This window comes from Pseudoalteromonas holothuriae, assembly GCF_945859825.1.
Taxonomy (GTDB): domain Bacteria; phylum Pseudomonadota; class Gammaproteobacteria; order Enterobacterales; family Alteromonadaceae; genus Pseudoalteromonas; species Pseudoalteromonas holothuriae.
Genome location: NZ_CAMAPC010000003.1, coordinates 151,953 through 173,551, shown reverse-complemented (window position 1 = coordinate 173,551; position 21,599 = coordinate 151,953). Strand labels below are relative to the sequence as shown.

The following is a 21,599-nucleotide window of genomic DNA, read 5'->3' as shown; positions in this document are numbered from 1 at the left end:
TATGCAAGGCAGTCAAACAATTATTGATTTACTTAATCAGCAGTTAACGCTAGAGCTAACATCAATGGATCAATACTTAGCACACTCAAAAATTTATGAAGATTGGGGCCTAGGCAAATTAGGTGACAAGCTTGCTCATGAATATGATGAAGAACTTGACCACTCTAAAAGCATTATTGAGCGTATTTTATTTTTGGAAGGCACACCTGATACGGCCTCGCGTGCCCCAATCCATGTAGGTGATAATGTACAACAAATGTTGGAAAATGACTTAGCTGCAGAAATGACGGTGGCAGCAAGCTTAAAAAAGATTATTGCGCAGTGTGAAAAAGAAAATGACTATGTAACTCGTCAAATGCTTGAGCAGCTGTTAGATGATACTGAAACAGATCATATCTACTGGCTCGAACAGCATTTAGGGCTAATTAAGCTAATTGGTTTACAAAACTACATTCAAAGCCAGATGGGCAGTGGTGCAGCGCCTTAATAGGTTTTTGTATAAACAATGTGAACTAAAAGCAGCGTTAAGCTGCTTTTTTATTGGCTGTCACGTTATGTTTGATACAAATATAATATTGTTAGCAATTAACCAAAAGTAATACTATTTATTAGCGGTGAAACTGTAGGAATAGCGTCTCAACTTGATCGGTTAAATCATTTCATAATGCAAGAAAAGTCAAAGAAAGCGTTAAAATTAGCTCGCTTTATAAACGAAGTTTTATTCTGATTTTTGAATTTATAGTAGTTATCTCTGTATATCAATACAGTTATTGTATGCACGATATGCCTGAAATTCACTAAATAATGCTTAGCAAATTTATGATGGTTACTCAGACAAAACATTAGCAGTTTTACGAATATTTAAGCCAATATTTAGTCAGTAACACTAAAAAATTATCATTTAGTTACTTAATACGCCTAAAATCGCCGTCTAGACGATGGTATGGAGATTGCTTAGTTAATTTAAGGTTTGGATAACGGTTTTGAAATAGGGAGTAGTTTGTTAACTAATATAACTTGTAATCCAATGGTTGTATTTTGTTCAAAATTAAGGTGCTTTTATTCAGTAATGACTGGCTGTTACCAATGAAAGCAACGACGAGTGTGTGCAAAATAGCTTTATTGGGTAAATACGCTTATCCAGCGCTGAGAATAATTAGCAATCACTGAAAATTTTTAAGGAAAGTAACTATGTATGCGGTGCATATTCTAGCAGGAACTCTGGCATTGGTATCAGGCCTACTGGTACTTATTACTACAAAAGGTAGCGGCTTGCATAAAAAGATAGGCAATGTCTTCTTTTTCTCTATGATTTTTGTCTCATTAAGCGCACTTGCACTTGATATTATGCTTTCTCAAATGCCATCTTTTAGCTTACTGACACTTTATCTAATAACGACCTCTTGGCTTACCGTTAGACGACCGCCTGAACAAATAGGGAAGTTTGAAATCTTTGCTTGTGTGATGGCTTATCTAACATCCTTTACCCTGTATTATCTGGGTTGGCAAGTAACTCATGGAGAACAAATGTATGGTATTCCACCAGAAATGACCCCCATTTACTTTGTTACTGGCACCTTGGCATTATTCGCAGCGACCCTTGATACCAAAATGCTGGTAAATGGAGGAATAGCAGGTGTACATAGAATTGCACGACATTTGTGGCGTATGTGCTTGGCATTTATTTTTGCAATGATGTCATTTTTATCACAGGACGTTTTTTCTGAAGCCGTTACAGCGTCTGGTGTGCTCTGGATACCAGTATTGATACTTGTGCTGTTGCTCTTTTACTGGTTAGTTAAGGTCATATTTTTTTCTCAAAAGTTCAAAAAAGTGGGTGAAAGCGTTATATGAAGAATATGCTCTACTGAACCATCGCATGCTACTAATGTAGCTATTTGGTTGTGGTAAAAAAATATAATCTAGTTCGTGCATAATAAATGCCTTCGTTTTGCTACATTCTAATTTGACGTGCTGCAAACAAAGAACTGATACCTGTCACATAACCAGTTGTGGGCTAGTTGTAAGTCAGAACTTTTGACATGTCTTATTATTTTTTTTCGCTGTCGTATCTTGTATAGATAAACCTAAGAAGTAGACAAAGGCAATTTCTATTAGAGCAATTTAAGTAGACCATTAAATTTAGTGTTGCAAAGATTCATATTGCGTATAATATAAACGAACGTTCGTTCTATTTTGTGATGTTAATGAATAAAGGTAAGCATACTAAGCAGCAAATATTGGCCACTGCGCTTAATATCGCCACTGAAACAAGCCTAAATGACCTTACAATCGGTGGTTTAGCTGCAGCGATGAACATGTCTAAATCTGGGGTGTTTGCGCATTTCAACTCAAAAGAAAACTTACAGTTAGCTGTTTTAGAACATGCACATGCACTGTTTTTGCAAACTGTCATTGCGCCAATCGATAAGCAGTCGCTACCTTTGTCACAGCTATTAAGAACGTGTGAGCTTTGGCAAGGTTGGTATCAGGGCAAGGCTTGCAATTGCATTTTTATCTCTGCTGCAGTTGAGTTTGACGATCAACTTGGTGCGGTGCGAGATCTGGTTAAGTCTTTATTGCAAAGTTGGCTCAGTTATCTCAATAAATTAGTCATCCAAGCTATCGAAGTAAAAGAGCTAAGTGAGCAAACGGATGCAAAACAGTTTACCTATGAACTGTATTCTTTATATTTGGGCTCGCAACATATGAGGTGGGTTGGGTTTGAAGACGATACACACACCAGATTTAACTTGGCACTATCGCGTTTAATTCAGCGCTATCAAGGATAGAAATATGAGCAGTAAAATTTACTTTTCCGAACAACAAAACCGAAAATCTTTGAGCTATTATGCTGTAAAAATGGTATCGGGCATAGTCGCGCGTATTGCCCCAAGCTTGGGTAAAAGGTGCGTACAGCGATTATTGCTGACTCCCGTTCGTCATCAGTCCAAAGTTATAAAGCCAAATACAATGAAGGAATACAAGCTAAATACTCAGTTTGAGCAATTACACATTTATGAGCTGGGTGATGGTCCCATTGTTTTGTTCACCCATGGCTGGTCCGGCAGTACAGGGCAGTTCTATCCACTTATGGAAAAAGTTGCGGCACTTGGATTTAAAGTTATCGCGTTTGACCATTACGCGCATGGAAATAGCGCGGGTAAAGAAGCTAATTTACCGCTCTTTGTTCGAGGCTTAGAGGCGGTAAAGGCGCACATAGACTTACCCATAGTTGCAACAATCAGCCATTCAATGGGAAGTATTGCGGCACTTAATCGAGTAAACACCAATGTTCACATTCTCATTGCGCCGCCATTTGACTTTTACACCGGCTTTGAGCAACGAATTCTAGCAACGGGTATATCCAAGCGTTTATTCAATACGGTCATCAAATCAGTAGAAAGCCAGCACGATATGATTTTTGAAAATCTATTGCCTGAACACCACTTAGCTAAACATAAGAACATTGTGATTGTACATGATTTAGAAGACAAATTTGCCTTTCATCACCTTAGCGAAAAGGTTGCAAAAATTCACTCGCATTTAACGTTAATCACAACTCAAGGTTTAGGGCATGGGCGTATCATAAATGATGAACAAACTTGGCAAGTTATCGCAGCTCAGTTAAGTATGCTCAAAGCATGATCATAACAAAGGTAGCTTTGCTATTTGTTATATGAGTCTGAGTTTTAGTGTATTACCATTGCTAGAGGATTATAGTTCATAAAGTTTGGATATATCGCTATGTAAGTACTGCAAATTTTAAAAAGTTGAGCTACTTTTAATGCTATGATTGAGTTAACTAGTTAGTTTATGAGATTCCATTATTGGTTTGTATTTTTGTATTTTATTAGTTTTTACGCCAATGCAGAAGACAAAGCACGAGTACTAAAAATTTATCACGATTCTGATTATTCAAACCATCGGGCATCGGCTAACGCCATGAAAATGGGACTGCTGACGGCTTTAGCAGAAGTTAATAATCAGGTGCAAGGCTATCAACTTCAATTGGTTGAAAAAGATCATCGAGGTAACAGTAATCGAAGCCTTTTGCATATCAGGCAATTTATAGACGACTCTGATGCGCTTGCCATACTTGGTGGGTTACATTCTCCACCTTATATCAAATATCGTAACTTTATTAATGAAAATGGCGTGTTGCTGCTTATTCCTTGGGCAGCTGGCGGGCCAATAACCCGTTATCCTGATGGCGTTAATTGGGTGTATCGACTGTCAATTGATGATACCAAAGCAGGCTTCACTTTGGTTGAACACGCAAAGCGAGCACTTAAGTGCAAATCAATACATACACTTTTAGAGAATACACCTTGGGGTAAATCTAATGATAAAACAATACGTGATGCTGCGGGTGTAAATAATGCTCCGGCGGTTACTTGGTTTAATTGGAATACGCAATTAAATAGTGCCAAAATTATGATTCGAGAAATATTACAAAGTGATGCGGATTGTATTGTGTTTGTGGGCAACGCATTAGAAGGAAGTCATTTTGTTAATGCGATGTTGAGTTTTCCTAAAGAGTTACAGATACCCATTGTAAGTCACTGGGGTATCACCGGAGGAAATTTTTGGTCATCTGCCCGTACTGCTTTGCAGCAAGGCGTAGTATTACACTTTATTCAAAGTTGCTTTTCACTTCGTAATTATAAGCGATATCCTCGAGCGAAAGCGACTGTGACATCTGCTCAAGCATTATTTCCTGCTGCGATGAAAAACATAGAAATACTACCCGCACCTACCGGCTTTGTGCATAGCTATGATCTGGGCCGACTGTTAATAAGTGCTTTATCCAATACTACTTTGACCGATGATATAAAGCATAATAGAGCTGCATTGCGAGATGCTTTAGAGCAAATAAACTTGCCTGTTGTGGGCCTTATTAAGACATATGAAGTACCTTTTTCAACTTGGTCTGCGGATAATGATGATGCTCATGAAGCACTTGGTTTGGCCGATTTTTGCATGGCAAAATATGATGATGATGGTGGCGTGGTGCTTCTGCCCCAGCTAAACAGGAAGTTAAATGATAAATCAGTCATTAAGTAAAATGTTTAGGCTCAAATCAGATAAGCTATTTTATGCATTTTTGATAATGAGTTTATTTTTATCGGTGAGTATAAGCCTTATTTTAGTAGGACAAAAAGCAAACGAATCGGTAACACAACTGCAAATAAATACCAGTCAGGTTGAAGCGAAACTGACCAAAAACTACCTAGAACAATTTTTAGAAACCCGAGAGCAGCTTTTATTGGATTTGGCGCATCAACCAGTTTTGGTACAAGGGGTAATGGGAAGTGGACATTCTGCAGCTTCACTGCCTGACTTTTTCGATGAGCTGACCTTACTTGGTCAAAAAGAAGCTATTCAAATAGTTAATGTGCTAGGTGAAACAGTTTATAGTAGTCTTTTTTCTGAAAACTTTATTGATAGCCATACATTATGGCTGCAAAAAATAATCAGTGGTGAGAGTGATAAAGCCATTGTGCTTGCGCCAGAGGGTGACTCACAAATGTTTAAAATAGCCGTGCCAATCAGTTACAACGGTTTTATTGAAGGCGTTTTATTGGCAGGGTTTAGTATTGATTTAAACGATGTATTACTTGCTGCCAAGCAGGACTATACAACGGCTATCTCATTAAGCGGAAAGTGGGTTCAATATAGTAATCTTGACTCGAATAGTGATTACGTTAGCATCAATAAACAAGTAATAGGAACAACAGGCATTACTTACGAGTATTTTGTCAAGTCAAGTCGCCTTAATGAAAAAGTAAGTCAATTTCAAAAAAGTATAGGCTGGGCGGTAACGTTAAGCTTAACTTTGTCATTTGGGTTACTGCTGGTGTTTGGCCGACAATTGTTATTAAACCCTTTTCGTCGTATTGAACACTCGGAACAGCGAGCAAAAGCGAACGAAGATAGATATAAACTTGCTATTGAAGGAAGCTACGATGGATTGTGGGATTGGGATTTAGAGAAGCATAATATTTACTTTGCACCCAGATTTAGAGAGTTACTCGGCTTTGATAGAGATGACGTTGAGCTTTTTCCAAATCAACTTAGTGCAATCGAGGTTCGCATTCATAGCGAAGATAAAGCGTTAGTTAAGCGAGAATTGCAAAACCATTTCAAAAATAACACCCCATTTAACTTGGAGTTGAGAATACAAGTCTTTTCCCATGAATATCGCTATTTTCGTGCTAAAGGTGTTGCCCTTAAAAATGAACAGGGTAAAGCGGTTAGAATGGCAGGTTCGCTCACAGACATCACAGAACAGCGCTTGTATCAAGGTGCTCTGCAAGAGGCCAAAGAACATAACGATATGCTTGCTGAAGCAATTGAATCGTGCACTGTAGGTATCTCTATTGCAGATGCAACACAGCCTGAACTTCCCTTAGCCTTTGTTAACCGGGCATTTTGTGAGATGAGTGGTTATGACAAGCGGGTGTTGGGTACAAATTGTCGCTTTTTGCAAGGAAAAGACACCTCAAAAGAAACCCAAATGCAGATGCGAAAGGCTATTGAGTCGCATCAAAAGCTTGCTGTTAAGCTTATCAACTACAAAAAAAGCGGCGAACCATTTTGGAATAATTTAAAACTGTCACCTGTTTTTGATAGTGCCGGTAAACTAAAAGCTTATGTCGGTATTCAGCAAGATATTACCCGCGAAGTTGAATCTGAATTGGTATTAGAAGAAGCTAAAGTTGCTGCGGAGCAAGCAAGCCTGGCGAAAAGCGAATTTTTGGCATCGATGAGTCATGAAATAAGAACTCCCATGAATGGTGTGTTAGGTATGCTTAATTTATTACTCAATGGGCAGTTGAATGAGGAGCAGAGCCATCGGGCGAGGGTTGCCTTAAATAGTGCAACATCATTGTTAGGTTTAATTAACGATATTTTAGACTTTTCCAAAGTCGATGCAGGTAAGTTGGAGCTCGAAGAATTAGAGTATGATTTACGTGGCGTGCTTGGCGATTTTGCTGAATCTGCGGCGATGCAAGCTCAAGATAAAGGACTTGAATTAGTACTGGATATGACCAAAGTCGATGAGTCAGAAGTGAGAGGAGACCCTAGCCGATTAAGGCAAATATTGACAAACTTAGTCAGCAATGCAATTAAATTTACCGAACACGGAGAAGTTGTTGTTACAGCTAGTTTGGTTAAAACTGATAGCGATTGTTTACGCTTTGAATGCCAAGTGCGTGATACGGGCATTGGTATATCAAAATCGAAACAAAATAAGTTATTTGACTCATTCTCTCAAGTAGATGCTTCGACAACAAGAAAGTATGGCGGTACGGGACTTGGCCTAGCCATCGTTAAAAAGTTGTGCGAGCTTATGGGAGGAAGTGTTTCTATATCGAGTGAGATTGGCAAGGGAAGTTGCTTTAGTTTTGATGTGTTAATGAAACACAGTATCGGTTCTACGCAGGTGCTACCAAGCGTTGAAATGTCACAATTGCATATTTTAGTTGTGGATGACAATCATACCAATAGAGAAGTTTTGATTGGACAGCTTCAGCATTGGGGAGCGCAAGTCTCGCAGGCGAGTTCAGGCCAGCAGGCATTGCAAACGTGTGAGCGTTATTTGAACGAGCATGGTGCATGTTTTGACATCGCGTTTTTAGATATGCAAATGCCAACAATGGATGGTGCTATGTTAGGAAGTGCAATTCGGCAAAACCCTAAACTAAACGACATGAAACTGGTCATGATGACGTCAATGGGAAGCCATGGTGATGAACATTATTTCGCGAAGCTTGGTTTTGCCGCATATTTTCCTAAACCAGCAACTACTTTTGACTTATTTGCTGCACTTTCAATTGTTGCTGATAATGGCGAGGCGCTCGCTAAGGCAAAACCACTTGTTACATCAGGTTATATTCAGGCACTTAAGAAAAATAATGCGGTTGACCCTGAACGAGTTGAGTGGAGTGAATCTATTCGTATTTTACTTGCAGAAGATAATCAAGTGAATCAAATCGTAGCAACGAGCATGCTGAAAAAATTAGGGCTTAACATGGTCGATGTTGCGGCGGATGGACAAGAAGTTTTAAGCATGCTTGAACAAAGGCAAGAAGATGACAGGTACCATCTACTAATTATGGATTGTCAAATGCCTGAGTTGGATGGCTATGAAGCAACTCGAGCAATTCGCAATGGAGAGGCAGGATTATATTACAAGAACGTAAATATTATTGCCATGACTGCTAATGCCATGGTCGGCGATAAAAATAAGTGTCTAGAAGCGGGCATGGATGATTATATTGCTAAACCAATCGGACAAGAAATATTATTAGAAAAGCTAATGGATTGGTTGCCGCATACAATTAAAAGCCCCTAGCTAGAAGAGCTCAAGCATGTAATACTGTATAAAAAAACAGTTTGGTGTGCGTGTGAAAAAACAACTTCCAGAAAAATACTACCTCGATCATTTTAGTGAATTTATAGCGCATACTCGACACCATAATATGCACTTGTTATGTGACGAGCACTTTTCGGTGCTAGAGCGTATTGATAACTTAGCAGAGAATGAACGTTGCTTAATGGTTCGGTTGTTAAACCGGACATCGAGTTTTGTAGCACACACAACACTTAAATATAAAGAAATTAATAATTTACCTAATGCTTTAAAGGTTTTACGTCAGCAGGAACTTATCACAGATGTAAATTTAGAAAAATTTGAAGATTGGTTAAGCGTAATAACTAAGCCTGAATTAATGGCTTTATGTAATGTGATTGAGGCGGTTAAACTGCCCTCGAGAACAGCAAAAAAATCATGTTGGTTTGAGTTTGCAAAGCGGCACCTTGTCTTTGATGATGTCGTCCATCATGAAGTAGTAGAACATTACTTGTATATTTGTGTTGCACCACAATTTGAGTATTTTCTGTTCTTATATTTTAATCGGTTAGAACGCAATTTGTCACAATTTTCGATGCGTGACTTAGGCGTGATGAAAACGCATAGTAAGGCCAGTGGCGGTAGTTATTTCGAGAATCGGCAGTTTGCGCTTTGTGCTTATCGTTATGCTAAATATTATCAACGACTCCAAGATTCAGGTATTGAGCAAAGTGCTGCATTGGCTAACCTGCTTTTACGCGAGCCAATAGACGCTGATCTTGGTGTTCAAGCAAACTATCAAAAAGAAAAAGTGTTTTATAAGCTTGCTTGTTTGTTGGAAAAGTCTCACATCAACTTGGCAATGCAGTTGCTTGAACAGTGTACCAGTGCAAAAGCACAAGAAAAATGGGTAAGGCTATTATATACACAAGGTGAGCATGAATGTTGTAAAGCCTCTCTAGAAGCCATTTTGAATACTCCTAATGATGAACATTTGCTACTTTTTGCCAAAGATTTTCTGTTACGTAAGTTTGCGCAAAAACGTACTTCTATTTTAACTGATTTATTGCGCGAGCACAGTCATATAATAGCGATAGATGAAGCTTACAAAGGCAATACAGAGCAAGGGATGATAGCGCACTACAAACGAAATGGAGTGTGCGCATGGCATACAGAAAATCACCTATGGCTTGCGTTATTTTCGATTGTTTTTTGGCAAGAGCTTTATGAAAGTGAACATAGTATGCCTTGTAATGAGTTTGAGCGTTATCCTCAAATGCTAAAACTTAACCACTTTTACGACACTCTTGGCGCAAAAATTGACGAAAAATTGTTACTCATTAATAGCACCAATGACTTTAAAAGTTGGTTGTTAAAACAGGCAACATTTTATTATGGTCAACAAAATGCGTTGTTTAATTGGAACGATAAAGTGCTCGAACAGCTGTTAATACTTGCCCAGTATGCCAACGTAAAGAAACTTACTGTGTTATTAAAGGCAATGGCTAAAGATTTTAAAAACTTAAAGGATGGTTTTCCGGATTTAATGGTGTTGGAGCGAGATTCGTTGCGGTTTGAGGAAATAAAAGCACCAGGTGATTCGCTGCGTAGAAATCAACTCGTATCTATTAATCAACTTAGCCTATGTGGTTTTGATGTTGACATTCAGCGCACGAGTTGGCAATTTGACCCTAATCAATCATATGCTGTAGTTGATTTAGAAACGACTGGAGGGAAAAAAGAGCTCGACCGTATCACCGAAATTGGCATAGTGAGAATTGAGCAGGGTAAAATAGTGGCAAAGTGGCAAAGCTTAGTGAACCCTCAGCGGCGCATTCCTAAATATATTACTCAGCTCACTGGTATTAATAATGAGATGGTTGCTCAAGCGCCAGTGTTCAGTGATATCGCGTCTCAAGTGAATGACTTTTGTGATAATACAATTTTTGTGGCGCACAATGTCAATTTTGACATGGGCTTCTTAAAACATGAGTTTCAAAGAGTAGGTATGTTATTTAGTAAACCCAAATTGTGTACTGTTCAACTAGCAAGGAAATATCTGCCTGGCCATCCATCATATTCGCTTGGAAATTTATGTAATACGCTTAACATTGAGTTGAATCAGCACCATAGAGCTTTGGATGATGCAATGGCGGCTGCGGAGATTTTGCTCTTGGTAAATGAACAAAGAAGAAATGATTAGCATAGAAGCGCTTGTAAACAGTGTGGTGTTTTGAGTATTTGGTTTTTTACAGCTACAGTTATACGTATCGATAAGTAAAGGGGTAAGGTCATATTGCGACTACTATTACTCGTGGTAACACTTGGGCTTAGTTTTATGGCACTGGCTCGTGGATTAAACCCCGTTGGCATCTTGAATGAAGCAGAAGACTACCTTACTGTAAACCCAGCTAACTCTATGGTATTGCTAGAAAACATTGAAGCTCCTGAAGAGCTCCCAGATAATTTGTTTATACGTTGGCATTTGATTATGATGCGCGCGTCCGTGCCAACCAATCAAATGACACGTTTATTAGACTCACTTGAGGCAACATTTACAAAACAATCAAGCCCTTTTTTTAAAGCCAATATAACGACTATTTTAAGCGCATTGGGTATTTTTTTGCGTAGAGAGCGTTACTATAACGATGCACAAACTAGTCTCGATTGTTCACATAAATATGCAGAAAATGACCGACAACGCTTAACATTAACTAACAGTATGGCGTTAGTCGCAAGAGAGCAAGGCGCTCATTCAAAAGCTCGTAATCTTTATGCGCGTGCAAGAATTCTTGCAGAGCAAATGCAGCTACTTCCTGTACTTGCAATGATTGAGAATAACTTGGGTAGTATGGCGTTAGATCAAGGTAACATTAATGAAGCTGAGCGACTGTTTCGCCAAGCACTTAGTGACTATCAGGAGATAGACAAACGATCAGGCAAAATTTCAGCGGGTATAAACCTACTATTTGTTTTTTTGATTAAAGAGCAATTAGTAAATTACCAACGTTTGGTTGAGCCAACCTCAAAGTTGACTGCTATCTTTCCTAATAAATCAAAGCAAGCTATGTTGTTGTGGTTAAACGCCCGCTTTGAACAACTACAGGGCAATGAGCCAGACGAAAAGCGAAAGTTAGCTTTAAAAGTGGCATATGAAGATTTGCAAAGCGATAAATTAAAAGCGCAAGTACATCGGTATCTAGCGGGCAAGCTAGATATAGATGTTAGCTTACCCAGTGCACCTGTAAGGCAAAGTTTTGAAGCGCACTGGTTCGATGCCGTTAAAAAGTGCAACTGGGAGTGAATGCAATTTTAAATTTAACAATTTTTGATTGGAGCGGCCTTACCTGTATTGATGCAAAACTGAAAACCTACCATGGCTTTGTATCAGATACATACAGTGGCAATGAAGCAATTATAGGGGAGATTACAGTTAGCTAAAATATGCCACGGAGCGAAACTTTAATTGTTAGGTATCCGTGTCAACTTGTATACACCACCATTTGGGTTTTTTTGATATATAAGAGTGTGATTTTGGGCGTAGTTCTTTTCGATTAGGAGAGTCGAAAGTACCAAGCACCAATGCAACAACAGGCTCATCATCAACAGCACCGAGTGTACTACCACAAACAACACAAAAACTCCTCGATGAATAACCCGATGACCTCCAAAGGTTTGGTTCTCCTCCTGGTCCATCCCATGTAATACTTTCTGCGTTAAATTCTACCCATGCCTGAGTCAGTGACCCACTATGACGCTGGCAGTATCTACACGAGCAGGTATGTGGATTATTGGGCATACCTATTGCTGTAAAACGAATATTGCCGCATAAACATCCGCCTTTGTATGTTTTTAACATTTCCAAATTCCCAAGATTTACGTTTGTACACACTCTTTTTGGAGCAATTTAATATGCTATCTTTTCGCTATTGGATGGTTTGGGTTTAACTGAAGCAGATCCCATAAGTTGCCATATAAGTCTTCAAACACCGCGACAGTCCCATAATCTTGCTCCGCAGGCTCACGAATAAAATTAATACCTATTGACTTCATTCGCTTAAAATCACGCCAAAAATCATCCGTGTTTAAAAAAAGAAATACTCGACCACCAGCTTGATTGCCAATAAAGCTATGCTGCTGCGGTTTAGAAGCTTTAGCAAGTAACAGCGTAACACCTTGTGAGTTTGGTGGGGCTACAGTCACCCAGCGCTTATCTTGTTCAGGTTGGAGAGTGTCTTCAATAAGCTCGAATTTGAGTTTATTTACGTAAAAATCAATTGCTTCATCATAATCTTTTACAACGAGAGCAATATGGACAATATTCTGTTTCATAGTATTTCTTATTTCTTATTTCTTATTTCAGATTTCACTTACTAGCATAGACATGATGGCACCCTCGGGGTGTTCGTGCCACTTTTTTGGGTTAGGATTAAAGTCAAAGCCATAATCACTTCGCCGATCAAAGCTTAATGTCACTCGCAACTAAGTGCATATTTTATCACTTCTGTAGGTATGTTAAATCGTTTGATAAGGACTGGTAATAAGTCAGACACATATGGTCACTTCGTCTGAGTCAAATTTTCAGGTTGTTTTTTAACTTATTACAGCACATTTTTTGATTACATGATGATCACTTACCTGCGGGGTTTTACTAGGAGTTGTTGATCCTTATACATATAATGCTCAACAGTTCATTGGTAGCCATATTAGGTGAATGCCAGTGAAACCATTGATGAATAATTGCTTTGCAGCTTATCGTGCCTTGTTGAAATAGCTATAAAATGTTCACTTTATTTGATGAATTAAATAACGGTTGTCTTGTTATTTTCTTTATAACTCAGTTCTGGGATTTATTTTTATGTTGAGCTGATACTGAGGTAAAAAGGCCTATTTATGTGAAAAAAGATTAAAACAGCACCTAATTTAAAAATAATACAAAAAATACGTTCGGATAGGCCCATCCGAACGACAATAGAATCACCTGAAGGTACTTTGGATGGCGAAATTTACTACTTTAAAGAGAAATGGCATGAAAATTTTTGAATGGGATGACAACCGTAAACATCTATTATCCGTACTTTGGATCTTCTTAACTGTGAATTATATTTATTGCGACATATTTACATTACATTTATCTAAATATTTAGAAGCATTTTTGGCGGGTCAAGTTGGTAGCATAAAGATCACTGAAGAGTTTTTATTCATTTTTGCTGTTGTGATGCAAATTCCTATGGTTATGATTGTTTTGTCACGAGTTTTAACGTTTAAGTTAAACCGATACTCAAACATTATAGCAGGATTTATAACCACGACAGTTCAAGCTTACACCGTTACAATGGGCGGTACACTTCATTATATGTTCTTTAGCTTCTTTGAAATATGCACTGGGCTATTCATTATCTATTTAGCAGTCACATGGAAACAAGAAGCTACATTATAGTTCTTAGATTTAAATTATTGAAGATCGGGATGAGTGGTGATGATGGGAGTAATGTTGGCTTATATTGTTGAAAGTTAAATTTTTATTTTTTAGGCGTGGCGGGTAAATCAAGAATAAATGGACAGAGGTTTAGATTACGAGCCAACTCTACTTTTTAGCTTCAATTATTTTTCGGGGTTATTACCCTATGCATTTTGCGATAAAATGAGCTTAATATTTATTGTGTTTTAGGTCGGTTTTGGCTGTATCTGTTAATGTTATTTTTTTAGCTTTGAGCTATACGCTATCTCGGTGTAATTGGTTGTTAATTACGTTGCTTATCATGTGGCTTGCTTGTTACTTTGCTGCCGTATTTATGGCGATTGTCATGGTGAGTATTGGTTACTTATTTGCTATGAATGTGATTTTTGTTTGGTTGTTTTATCTAGACAAGCACAGAGCCATTGCCTGCGCACGTAGAGTGAGCGAGACTACGTTGTTATGCGTTTCATGGTTGGGCGCTAACATGAGTATGTTTGTGACGCAGAAATGGCTTCGCCACAAGAATCAAAAAAGGCGCTTTAACGCTAAGCTATGTGTTTTAAGCGCCTTACAAACGGTGGTTTTAGTTTTTATTAGCTATTTGTTAGTGTTTAAATAATTCAGGCGCATATTCATCAATAACAGACCAGCGTTTAATTGCTTTTTGGCTTCCTTGGCCTAAGATCCAATAACGGTAGTTTGCATCAATTTGCCCATTCGCATGTTGGATATCTAACCACGCATTTAAATAATTAAGTAAGTCGTAATTGCGTTTTGCAACTGCAAAACCAGTGGGATATTTACTCACGCCTCCTTGCGGGACGACAACACCAAACTGCGGATAGAACATACTCCAAGCAAACCCTGCTTCAGCACTAATAACCAAAGCATCATATTTTTCAGGTTCACCAAAATAAGCCTTCAGGTTAGCAAGTTGCTTGAAGATTATGTTGGGCTTGTTGTTGGCAATTTTGGTCAATAAAGGAGCATATTCAACATGTGCAATTGTCAGCTTTTGCTTTTCTATGTCGTTTAGCGTTGTAAACTTATCTAGTTGGTGATCTTGTGCAAGTAAAGCTAATTGAAGCAGCAATACTTGGTCGCTAAAGCGCACTTTAGTTAAGTCAGATACATTGATTTCTAATCCAGACATCGCAACATCAAAATAACCTTTATTTAGGTACTCGCTTAATTGATGCTTTTTAAAAGGAATAAACTCTACCTTTACATTGAGATCAGCAGCAAGGCGATGGGCTAAGCTAACATCAAATCCAACCAATTCATTATTTTGATTAAAGTAACTAAAAGGCACGTTATCAACAAGGTAACCGATGCGCAAAAGGTCACGTTTTTTAATAACGTCAATATTGGTCAAAGATAGTTCACCACTTTGATAAGCTTTTGGTACATAGCTTAAAACATGATTAGGCACTTTTTCGGCAATTACCATATTGGCAATAATTTCATCGGCTGCTTGCGTATTTTTGGCTAAATAGCTGTTTAGGGTAAAGCTGGTTAGCATAAAAGCGGGTAGCAATGCACTAAGTAAGGTTAGATAATACACTGAACGAAGGCGTTTAAGGTGTAATTGCTCACGACAATAAAAAATACTTAATAGTACAAATGCAAAGATATAAACCACCGTTGTGGGTGAGACCACTTTAGCGGTTAAAACAGACATTGATAAATACAGTTGGTAGCTATCAGCAGGAATCTTCAAGCTATCTAGCATAAATGGTATTGCTAAATGTACATTAGCAAAATAGCTGAGCATGGCGGAAAGCGTGACGTTGGGAATGTCAGATAGGCCCACCGGGTTACCGGTTAACCATCCTGCAAACATAACAAAAATCAAGGTTGTGAGCTTACCTAAACTTGGGAATGTATATGCGATAGGCACTAATACTTCAGCAATGTGGTCGGCTTGTTCATTGTTTTGTTTTATGCTGCGTAGGTGCTCTTTGATACCTTCTGTTATGATTGGTAAAACAATAAACACATTACCTGTACTAAATGCGGTTATCCAAGCATTACGCATTACCATAATAAGCGCACGGTACTTTATGGGCGTCAATGCCGCCACCAGCATAGGCAATAAAACCAACATCAGATATAGGCCTAAACACAAAACCAGCACCCAATATACTTGTAGGTTATTCAATTGTTCTACACTGAGTGTGCCAGCAGTACTGGCGGTCATTGCAAAAATACCAATAGGGAAGATAGCAATTACTTTTTTTGATATAACAGTCAAACCTTGACCTATAACTTCGAGAAACTCTAACACGGTATTTTTGCGTTTGTTAGCAATGAGTGCCATGCCTAATGAGATACAAAAAATGACAATTGCTGGCACATTACCCTCAGCTAATGATGCAAAGGGGTTTGCAGGAATATATTGCTGAGCAAAGTTAATGTCACTGTTCTGGGCAATTAAGGTTGGTGAGAAAAACGTCCCAGCATCATGTTGTGGTAAGGTAAAAGTAAAACACCAAATGGCGAATAACCCAACAACCCATAAACAGATCATAACGGTTGCGGCCTTGAGTAAAATACTACGCACTTGATCTGGATTAAACTTTCCTAATCCCACAATTAAGCTCACGACGATGTATGGAAATATGGTGATTTGCATAAGTTTGACAAAACCAGTGCCAATTGGTTGTAAAAATGCCACTCGTTCACCAAAAATAAGGCCCGTTGCAATACCTAAAATCAAGGCCCACAACATCCAATTGCGGCTTTTAAAAAATGCTAGCAGCGTATTCATAGTTGATATTTACTTCGCTTGTTAGTAGATATAATAATAATAGACACACAAAAGAGCGGGGAGTATACGCACGTTGCCTGACTCGTAAATGAATATTCGTAATTGTATTTGTTTATACAGTGCTACCAATCTTTGCCAAGTAGCTGTGCTCCACTGCCTGATTTGCCCAGTACATCATCAGGGTTATACATAGGGCAGCTTTTCATAGAGAGGCACCCACAGCCTATGCAACCATCAACTTGGTTTCTTATTTTTTGCATGTAAGCAATTTTAATATCCAGTTGCTGCTGCCATGTACGAGATAGTTTGGCCCAGTCTTCTTTTGTAGGGGTGCGACTCTGTGGCAAAGTGCTCAGTGTTTGTTTAATTTCTTCAAGAGTTACTCCCATCTTTTGTGCCGCTTTTATGACAGCAATGCGTCTGAGTACATCCGGTTTATAGCGACGTTGATTACCACTATTGCGCCAACTACGGATCAGCCCTTTTTGCTCATAAAAATGTAAAGCGGAGACTTTCACATCACTTCGTTTGGCAACAAAACCGGGGGTTAGGTTTGCATCTTGCAGTCGCTGAGTGTTATTTGTTGACATCTTTTTTAACTCTTTGTTTCCATCCAGTATATTTGCCATGAACGCCTCGTGTAAGGCTGGTAAAGCTTGACTCTAAAATATCGACCCCATATAAAATTATCACTACAATTACAGCCAATTTGATAGCAACCAAAGGACCTGCAACACCAATAGAGACACCTATTGCGGCGAGCATCCAAATAGTTGCGGCCGAAGTAACACCAACTACGACCCCTTCTTTAGATAGCATTACGCCTGCACCTAAAAATCCAATGCCGGTAACAACTTGGCCGATAATTCTTGATGGGTCTGCGACGGCATTAGTCACTTCAATTGAGAGTATAATAAACGCGTATGTGCCTAATACAATTAATGACGAGGTTCTTATACCAACAGGCTTTGCGCGCAGCTGGCGCTCTAATCCAACAATTGAGCCAGCTAAAATCGCAGCGCCAATGTCAGGCCAACGCAGAGGAGCAATACTGAATAAAGTTGCTAAGTCCATAAACATGAAAATATAGTATTGTAAATTATAAGTTTAATAGAAATAGTTCAATGATGACAGTTAATTAACATCAAAAAACCCAGTAAAATAACTGGGTTTATGTTCAAGGGCTAGGGTCTGTTGAACTTTGCTGTGTGTTTTTGCAGTAATCATTCGGGTATTTTGGCAAGGCAGAACCTGCATCCATAGTTATTCTATGTAAGCCAGGTGATAACGTAGAAAAAATATCCGAATGGCGCTACCCAAAGGGTTCAACCAAAGGCTTCCACTACTTTGTCATTCGCAACTGACATAAACTATTATGCTGCATTGCTCATTTCGCGTAATGAAAGCCTTTGATTTGAACAAAATTCATACCTCAAAGATAAACAGACTCTAATTAATTAAAAACTGTAACTAACACTAAATTTAATACTACGGGGCATAATATAACGCCCGTTTGGTGCATTTACATTACGAGGGTCGCCCTCTGTAATGCCCTGTTCATCGGTTAAGTTATCAGCTGCTAATTGCAGCTTTATCCCTTCAGCAGGCTCTATGATTAAGCCAACATCCAGTTTCTCATAACCTTCAAGTACAACGGTATTTTCATTGTTACCGTAACGCTCATCTACCGCTGAAAACGTACCGTAAACGGTCGCAAACATACCAGCAAGCTCAAAGTCATAGCTTGGTGAAATACGCAGTTGCCAGCTAGGCTGTCGTTGACTGTCATTACCGATATTGGTTGGGCTTTGTGTAATTTCAGCCTCTTGCAAAGTGGCATTTAAGTTTACTGATAAGCCTGAACCGTGATTGTAGTTGTAATCAAGCTCTAAACCTAAGGCCTCATTGGTTAAAATCTCTGCAGGCGCACCGGGTTGGCGAACAAAGGTATCGCCTTTTACTTGATTACTGAATACGGTGGCGAAAAAATCAGTATTGTCGCTCATGTACTTATAGCCAAGCTCTGTTTGGGTTACTTCTTTCAGTAGTGGATCACCAGATTGGTAAGTTTCATAGTTATCTCTAAAGTCATCAAAGTAAGGCATTTTGTAACCTTTGTTGATACGGGCAAACACCCCCATGTCATCAGCTAGTTTGTAATCTGCTCCGATAGTCCAAGATGTTTTTCTTTGGCTGTAATCAACGATTTTATCAATCGTGCTATTTAAGTCTTCATCAACGGAATAATTTACTTCGTGGCGCTCAGAGCGCAGCCCTATATCTATCGTTAACGTATTGCTTGCCTTGTAACTTTGAGTCGTATAAAACGCAAGGGTTTTTGCATCCCCCGTACTGTTGATGTCGTAATTCCATGCGCACCCTGCCACGCTTGAGTTACATGCAATACCATCAAGCATTTCACCACCTGGTGCTAATACGTAATAGGCTGCGTTGCCTAAGCTCCACCAATCTTTGGCCGATGTAGATGCGCTGAATATACCAAATGCGCTTTCTAGCTGGCCAAATGCTTTGCTAAACGCTAAATCATTTGTAAAAGACTCTATGTCTTTTAATACAACCCAGCGACCCATGCTTTGCACTGGTGTGTTGGCTGAATACGTTGTGCCAGTCACCGCGCCTTTAGCATTGTTGCTGTCGTCAGCAATGGCGGATAACAACATGGCTGAGCCCGCTGGCACAAGTCCATAGGTATTTGCATCCCCTTGAGTTAAATTAAAACGGTCTATAAAGTGCCAACCATTGTTTAGCTCTAGTTTGATGCTACCACCTGATACATGGCCTTTCCAGCCTCTGCCTTGTCCTAAGTCAATTTGCATTGCCTCCCCACTATCTCCGGCATAAATCGTTGCTTGGCGGTTAAGTGTACCTAGTTGTGTATATTCAGCGTCAACCCCGTCAATATTAAGGGGGGTGGGGAGATACCAAGCACCAGTATCGTCAGTTTGTCTGGTATATAAATTTATTTCGCCATTGTCTAACTCTTTAGTTAGGTTGATGGTAAATTGTTGACCACGTTCAGATGTAAAGCCAGCATCGCGAATACCTGAAGAGCGCTTGATGTAGCCGCCAATCATGTAATATAAATCGTCGTTTAGCGCGCCACTGACTACAGAGTCAAGACGTTGTAGGCCATAATCACTGGTTGTGTATTTGAACGTACCTTCTGTGTTTTCAGTACCACGTTTAAGCTGAAAGTTGGTCGTTAAGCCGGGTTGACCATTTGCTACTACAGGGTTGGGGCCACCTCGCAATGCTTCCATCATGCTGATGGTTTCGTCTAAACGAAAAATTGACGAATTCTCTAAAAATGACAGCGTAGGGGCAGGGTAAACAGGTGAGCCTTGTAAGCTCACGGTCAAGAAGGGGGCATCTCCACCACCGGGAAAACCACGCACAAACACGTTTGCACCAGACTCACCACCTGAACTTTCTACCCAAACTCCTGGTACTGCTTTTAATAAGTCTGCAGTGCTCTTTGGTGCGAGTTTATCGATTTTTACTGCGTCGATATTGGTTACAGCAAAGCCGGCATCAATCTTTCTTATCCCGCGACCGCCTGCGGTACCTGATACGACGATAGTTTCGACTTTTTGTTTTTTGCTTTGATGGTCTTTTGCTATCGTTTGATTACTCAAAATTGCAGCAATGGCTGAAGCGAGCAACGAGTATTGCTTGAGTTTGCGCATGGGTAAGCCCTTTTTGTTGTCATATGGTTAATATTATTGAGTTGCGCCACTCCCAGAACATCGCTCGTTACGCAATGTTTGTAACCCAACACCGGAGAGTTTGCAGATGGCGCTGAAAATAAAATAGAGGTTATTGCAAACGTTTGCAATAATTTTTGTGCAACTTTTTATCAATGCCCTGTTTTGGTACTTTTGGGTATAATGACAATAAAGTAGCGTGAGTGGTTTTGTAATGTGCTATTTTCTCAAGGGTTTTGTATTTTATATATTAGATAAAGGGTTCGCTGTGGTGCAAAAAAAATTAAAATTAGCTGACTTAGCAAAACTTGCGGGGGTATCAACCTCAACGGCATCGCGTGCGCTTAATAACAACCCGGTCATAAAACAAACAACCAGAGAGCATGTACAGCAGCTCGCCAAGACGCACAATTTTAGCCTTAATACAGCAGCTAGTCGCTTAAGGTTACAAAAAACTAAAGTCATTGCGGTTGTGATTAATTTAGAGGCTAATACAGAGCAGTCTATTGATGACCCATTTTTATTGAAAGTTGTTAGTGATATAAATCAGGCAGTTAACCGAAAAGGGTATGAACTTTTACTCTCTAATTCTTACATGGCAGGTGATGATTGGCATGGTTATTTTATTGATGGTCGACGCGCTGATGGCTTGATAGTCGTGGGTCAAGGTAAGCAGCAAAGCCAAATTGATTTGGCTGCTAAGCTGGGTGCACCATTGGTTGTGTGGGGCGATCCTAAAACTCCCAGCGAGTACCCGATTGTTGGCAGTGATAATTACCTTGGGGGTTTACAAGCAACCGAACATTTAATTGCTAAAGGTGCAACTAAGCTATTGTTTTTAGGAGACACAGGTCATGCAGAGATCAGCGAGCGTTATCGGGGTTTTAATACTGCGATAGGCCACTCAAGACTAGTTACTAAGCCACAAACGATAAAAATAGATATTACTAGTCACGCAGCTTACAACGCGATTAATCAGTTGCTACGTGATAAGGGACTTAATTTTGACGGTATATTTGCATGTAGTGATATGGTCGCACTAGGAGCTTTAAAAGCGCTTAAAGAGCGTTATGTTAGTGTGCCCAATGATGTTCGCCTCGTTGGTTTTGATGATATTGCGATGGCAGATGTAAGCCATCCCTCACTCACTACGATTAAACAAAACACCCACTTGGCTGCAAAAATGTTGGTTGATAAACTGCTTGCCCAATTAAATAAAGAAGAAGTTGAATCTCAAGAAATTGCGATTGAGTTGTGCTGTCGCCAATCTAGTTGATAGTGAAA

At 39.3% G+C, this 21,599-nt stretch carries 17 protein-coding genes; 11 read left to right on the top strand and 6 right to left on the bottom strand.

From position 1 onward, the window contains the following. Nucleotide 1 precedes the first annotated feature (1 nt). The 8 genes from bfr to OCI93_RS05045 all read left to right on the top strand — a co-directional run bounded on the left by bfr (nt 2) and on the right by OCI93_RS05045 (nt 11,663). Nucleotides 2–487 carry a bacterioferritin gene (gene bfr / locus OCI93_RS05080; RefSeq protein ID WP_261625905.1) on the top strand — a complete coding sequence of 162 codons (486 nt, stop codon included), beginning with the start codon at nt 2–4 and terminating at the stop codon, nt 485–487. A 704-nt stretch (nt 488–1,191) separates the two neighbouring features. Beyond that, entirely contained in the window at nt 1,192–1,854 is a 663-nt protein-coding gene (locus OCI93_RS05075) for a DUF2306 domain-containing protein (protein WP_261625904.1), read from the top strand. A 353-nt stretch (nt 1,855–2,207) separates the two neighbouring features. Further along, nucleotides 2,208–2,792, top strand: coding sequence for a TetR/AcrR family transcriptional regulator (locus OCI93_RS05070; protein WP_261591310.1), 585 nt, complete (start codon nt 2,208–2,210; stop codon nt 2,790–2,792). A 4-nt stretch (nt 2,793–2,796) separates the two neighbouring features. Continuing rightward, entirely contained in the window at nt 2,797–3,648 is an 852-nt protein-coding gene (locus OCI93_RS05065; RefSeq protein ID WP_261591311.1) for an alpha/beta hydrolase, read from the top strand. Nucleotides 3,649–3,816: 168 nt separating this feature from the next. Then, complete coding sequence (locus OCI93_RS05060) at nt 3,817–5,067, top strand: ABC transporter substrate-binding protein (RefSeq protein ID WP_261625903.1); 1,251 nt, start codon at nt 3,817–3,819, stop codon at nt 5,065–5,067. After that, entirely contained in the window at nt 5,045–8,362 is a 3,318-nt protein-coding gene (locus OCI93_RS05055; protein ID WP_261625902.1) for a response regulator, read from the top strand. The genes OCI93_RS05060 and OCI93_RS05055 overlap by 23 nt, the downstream gene beginning before the upstream one ends. A gap of 52 nt (nt 8,363–8,414) precedes the next feature. Continuing rightward, complete coding sequence (locus OCI93_RS05050) at nt 8,415–10,562, top strand: exonuclease domain-containing protein (protein WP_261591314.1); 2,148 nt, start codon at nt 8,415–8,417, stop codon at nt 10,560–10,562. Between the two features lie 135 nt (nt 10,563–10,697). After that, a complete protein-coding gene (locus tag OCI93_RS05045) occupies nt 10,698–11,663 on the top strand; it encodes a tetratricopeptide repeat protein (protein WP_261591315.1) in 966 nt (321 codons plus the stop codon). Nucleotides 11,664–11,828: 165 nt separating this feature from the next. Here OCI93_RS05045 and OCI93_RS05040 read toward each other — a convergent pair whose 3' ends face one another. After that, nucleotides 11,829–12,218, bottom strand: coding sequence for a GFA family protein (locus OCI93_RS05040; protein WP_261591316.1), 390 nt, complete (start codon nt 12,216–12,218; stop codon nt 11,829–11,831). Between the two features lie 56 nt (nt 12,219–12,274). Then, nucleotides 12,275–12,691 (bottom strand): VOC family protein, encoded by a 417-nt coding sequence (locus OCI93_RS05035; protein ID WP_261591317.1) that lies wholly within the window; start codon nt 12,689–12,691, stop codon nt 12,275–12,277. A gap of 664 nt (nt 12,692–13,355) precedes the next feature. Between OCI93_RS05035 and OCI93_RS05025 the strand changes: the two genes are divergently transcribed. Together OCI93_RS05025 and OCI93_RS05020 are read left to right on the top strand one after the other, a co-directional pair. Continuing rightward, a complete protein-coding gene (locus OCI93_RS05025) occupies nt 13,356–13,799 on the top strand; it encodes a DUF6326 family protein (RefSeq protein ID WP_261591318.1) in 444 nt (147 codons plus the stop codon). Nucleotides 13,800–14,037: 238 nt separating this feature from the next. Further along, a complete protein-coding gene (locus OCI93_RS05020) occupies nt 14,038–14,439 on the top strand; it encodes a DUF1294 domain-containing protein (RefSeq protein ID WP_261591319.1) in 402 nt (133 codons plus the stop codon). Here the strand turns inward: OCI93_RS05020 and OCI93_RS05015 are convergent. From OCI93_RS05015 to OCI93_RS05000, 4 genes are all read right to left on the bottom strand, one after another. Continuing rightward, nucleotides 14,425–16,590, bottom strand: a complete 2,166-nt coding sequence (locus OCI93_RS05015; protein ID WP_261625901.1) for a cation:dicarboxylate symporter family transporter — start codon at nt 16,588–16,590, stop codon at nt 14,425–14,427. The genes OCI93_RS05020 and OCI93_RS05015 overlap by 15 nt on opposite strands. Before the next feature lie 122 nt (nt 16,591–16,712). Next, nucleotides 16,713–17,180, bottom strand: a complete 468-nt coding sequence (gene soxR, locus OCI93_RS05010; RefSeq protein ID WP_261591321.1) for a redox-sensitive transcriptional activator SoxR — start codon at nt 17,178–17,180, stop codon at nt 16,713–16,715. Next, on the bottom strand, nt 17,167–17,664 hold the full coding sequence (locus OCI93_RS05005; RefSeq protein ID WP_261591322.1) for an MgtC/SapB family protein: 498 nt from the start codon (nt 17,662–17,664) through the stop codon (nt 17,167–17,169). The genes soxR and OCI93_RS05005 overlap by 14 nt, the downstream gene beginning before the upstream one ends. 383 nt (nt 17,665–18,047) lie before the next feature. Next, complete coding sequence (locus tag OCI93_RS05000; RefSeq protein ID WP_261591323.1) at nt 18,048–20,297, bottom strand: TonB-dependent receptor; 2,250 nt, start codon at nt 20,295–20,297, stop codon at nt 18,048–18,050. 286 nt (nt 20,298–20,583) lie between these two features. Here OCI93_RS05000 and OCI93_RS04995 point away from each other — a divergent pair, with 286 nt between their 5' ends. Next, entirely contained in the window at nt 20,584–21,591 is a 1,008-nt protein-coding gene (locus tag OCI93_RS04995; RefSeq protein ID WP_261625900.1) for a LacI family DNA-binding transcriptional regulator, read from the top strand. Nucleotides 21,592–21,599: the final 8 nt, after the last annotated feature.

Excerpts from the sequence above, each read along its gene's own strand:
- bfr (WP_261625905.1), top strand. The coding sequence starts at position 2 with ATGCAAGGCAGTCAAACAATTATTGATTTACTTAATCAGCAGTTAACG.
- OCI93_RS05075 (WP_261625904.1), top strand. The coding sequence starts at position 1,192 with ATGTATGCGGTGCATATTCTAGCAGGAACTCTGGCATTGGTATCAGGC.
- OCI93_RS05070 (WP_261591310.1), top strand. The coding sequence starts at position 2,208 with ATGAATAAAGGTAAGCATACTAAGCAGCAAATATTGGCCACTGCGCTT.
- OCI93_RS05065 (WP_261591311.1), top strand. The coding sequence starts at position 2,797 with ATGAGCAGTAAAATTTACTTTTCCGAACAACAAAACCGAAAATCTTTG.
- OCI93_RS05060 (WP_261625903.1), top strand. The coding sequence starts at position 3,817 with ATGAGATTCCATTATTGGTTTGTATTTTTGTATTTTATTAGTTTTTAC.
- OCI93_RS05055 (WP_261625902.1), top strand. The coding sequence starts at position 5,045 with ATGATAAATCAGTCATTAAGTAAAATGTTTAGGCTCAAATCAGATAAG.
- OCI93_RS05045 (WP_261591315.1), top strand. The coding sequence starts at position 10,698 with ATGGCACTGGCTCGTGGATTAAACCCCGTTGGCATCTTGAATGAAGCA.
- OCI93_RS05040 (WP_261591316.1), bottom strand. The coding sequence starts at position 12,218 with ATGTTAAAAACATACAAAGGCGGATGTTTATGCGGCAATATTCGTTTT.
- OCI93_RS05035 (WP_261591317.1), bottom strand. The coding sequence starts at position 12,691 with ATGAAACAGAATATTGTCCATATTGCTCTCGTTGTAAAAGATTATGAT.
- OCI93_RS05025 (WP_261591318.1), top strand. The coding sequence starts at position 13,356 with ATGGCGAAATTTACTACTTTAAAGAGAAATGGCATGAAAATTTTTGAA.
- OCI93_RS05015 (WP_261625901.1), bottom strand. The coding sequence starts at position 16,590 with ATGAATACGCTGCTAGCATTTTTTAAAAGCCGCAATTGGATGTTGTGG.
- soxR (WP_261591321.1), bottom strand. The coding sequence starts at position 17,180 with ATGTCAACAAATAACACTCAGCGACTGCAAGATGCAAACCTAACCCCC.
- OCI93_RS05005 (WP_261591322.1), bottom strand. The coding sequence starts at position 17,664 with ATGGACTTAGCAACTTTATTCAGTATTGCTCCTCTGCGTTGGCCTGAC.
- OCI93_RS05000 (WP_261591323.1), bottom strand. The coding sequence starts at position 20,297 with ATGCGCAAACTCAAGCAATACTCGTTGCTCGCTTCAGCCATTGCTGCA.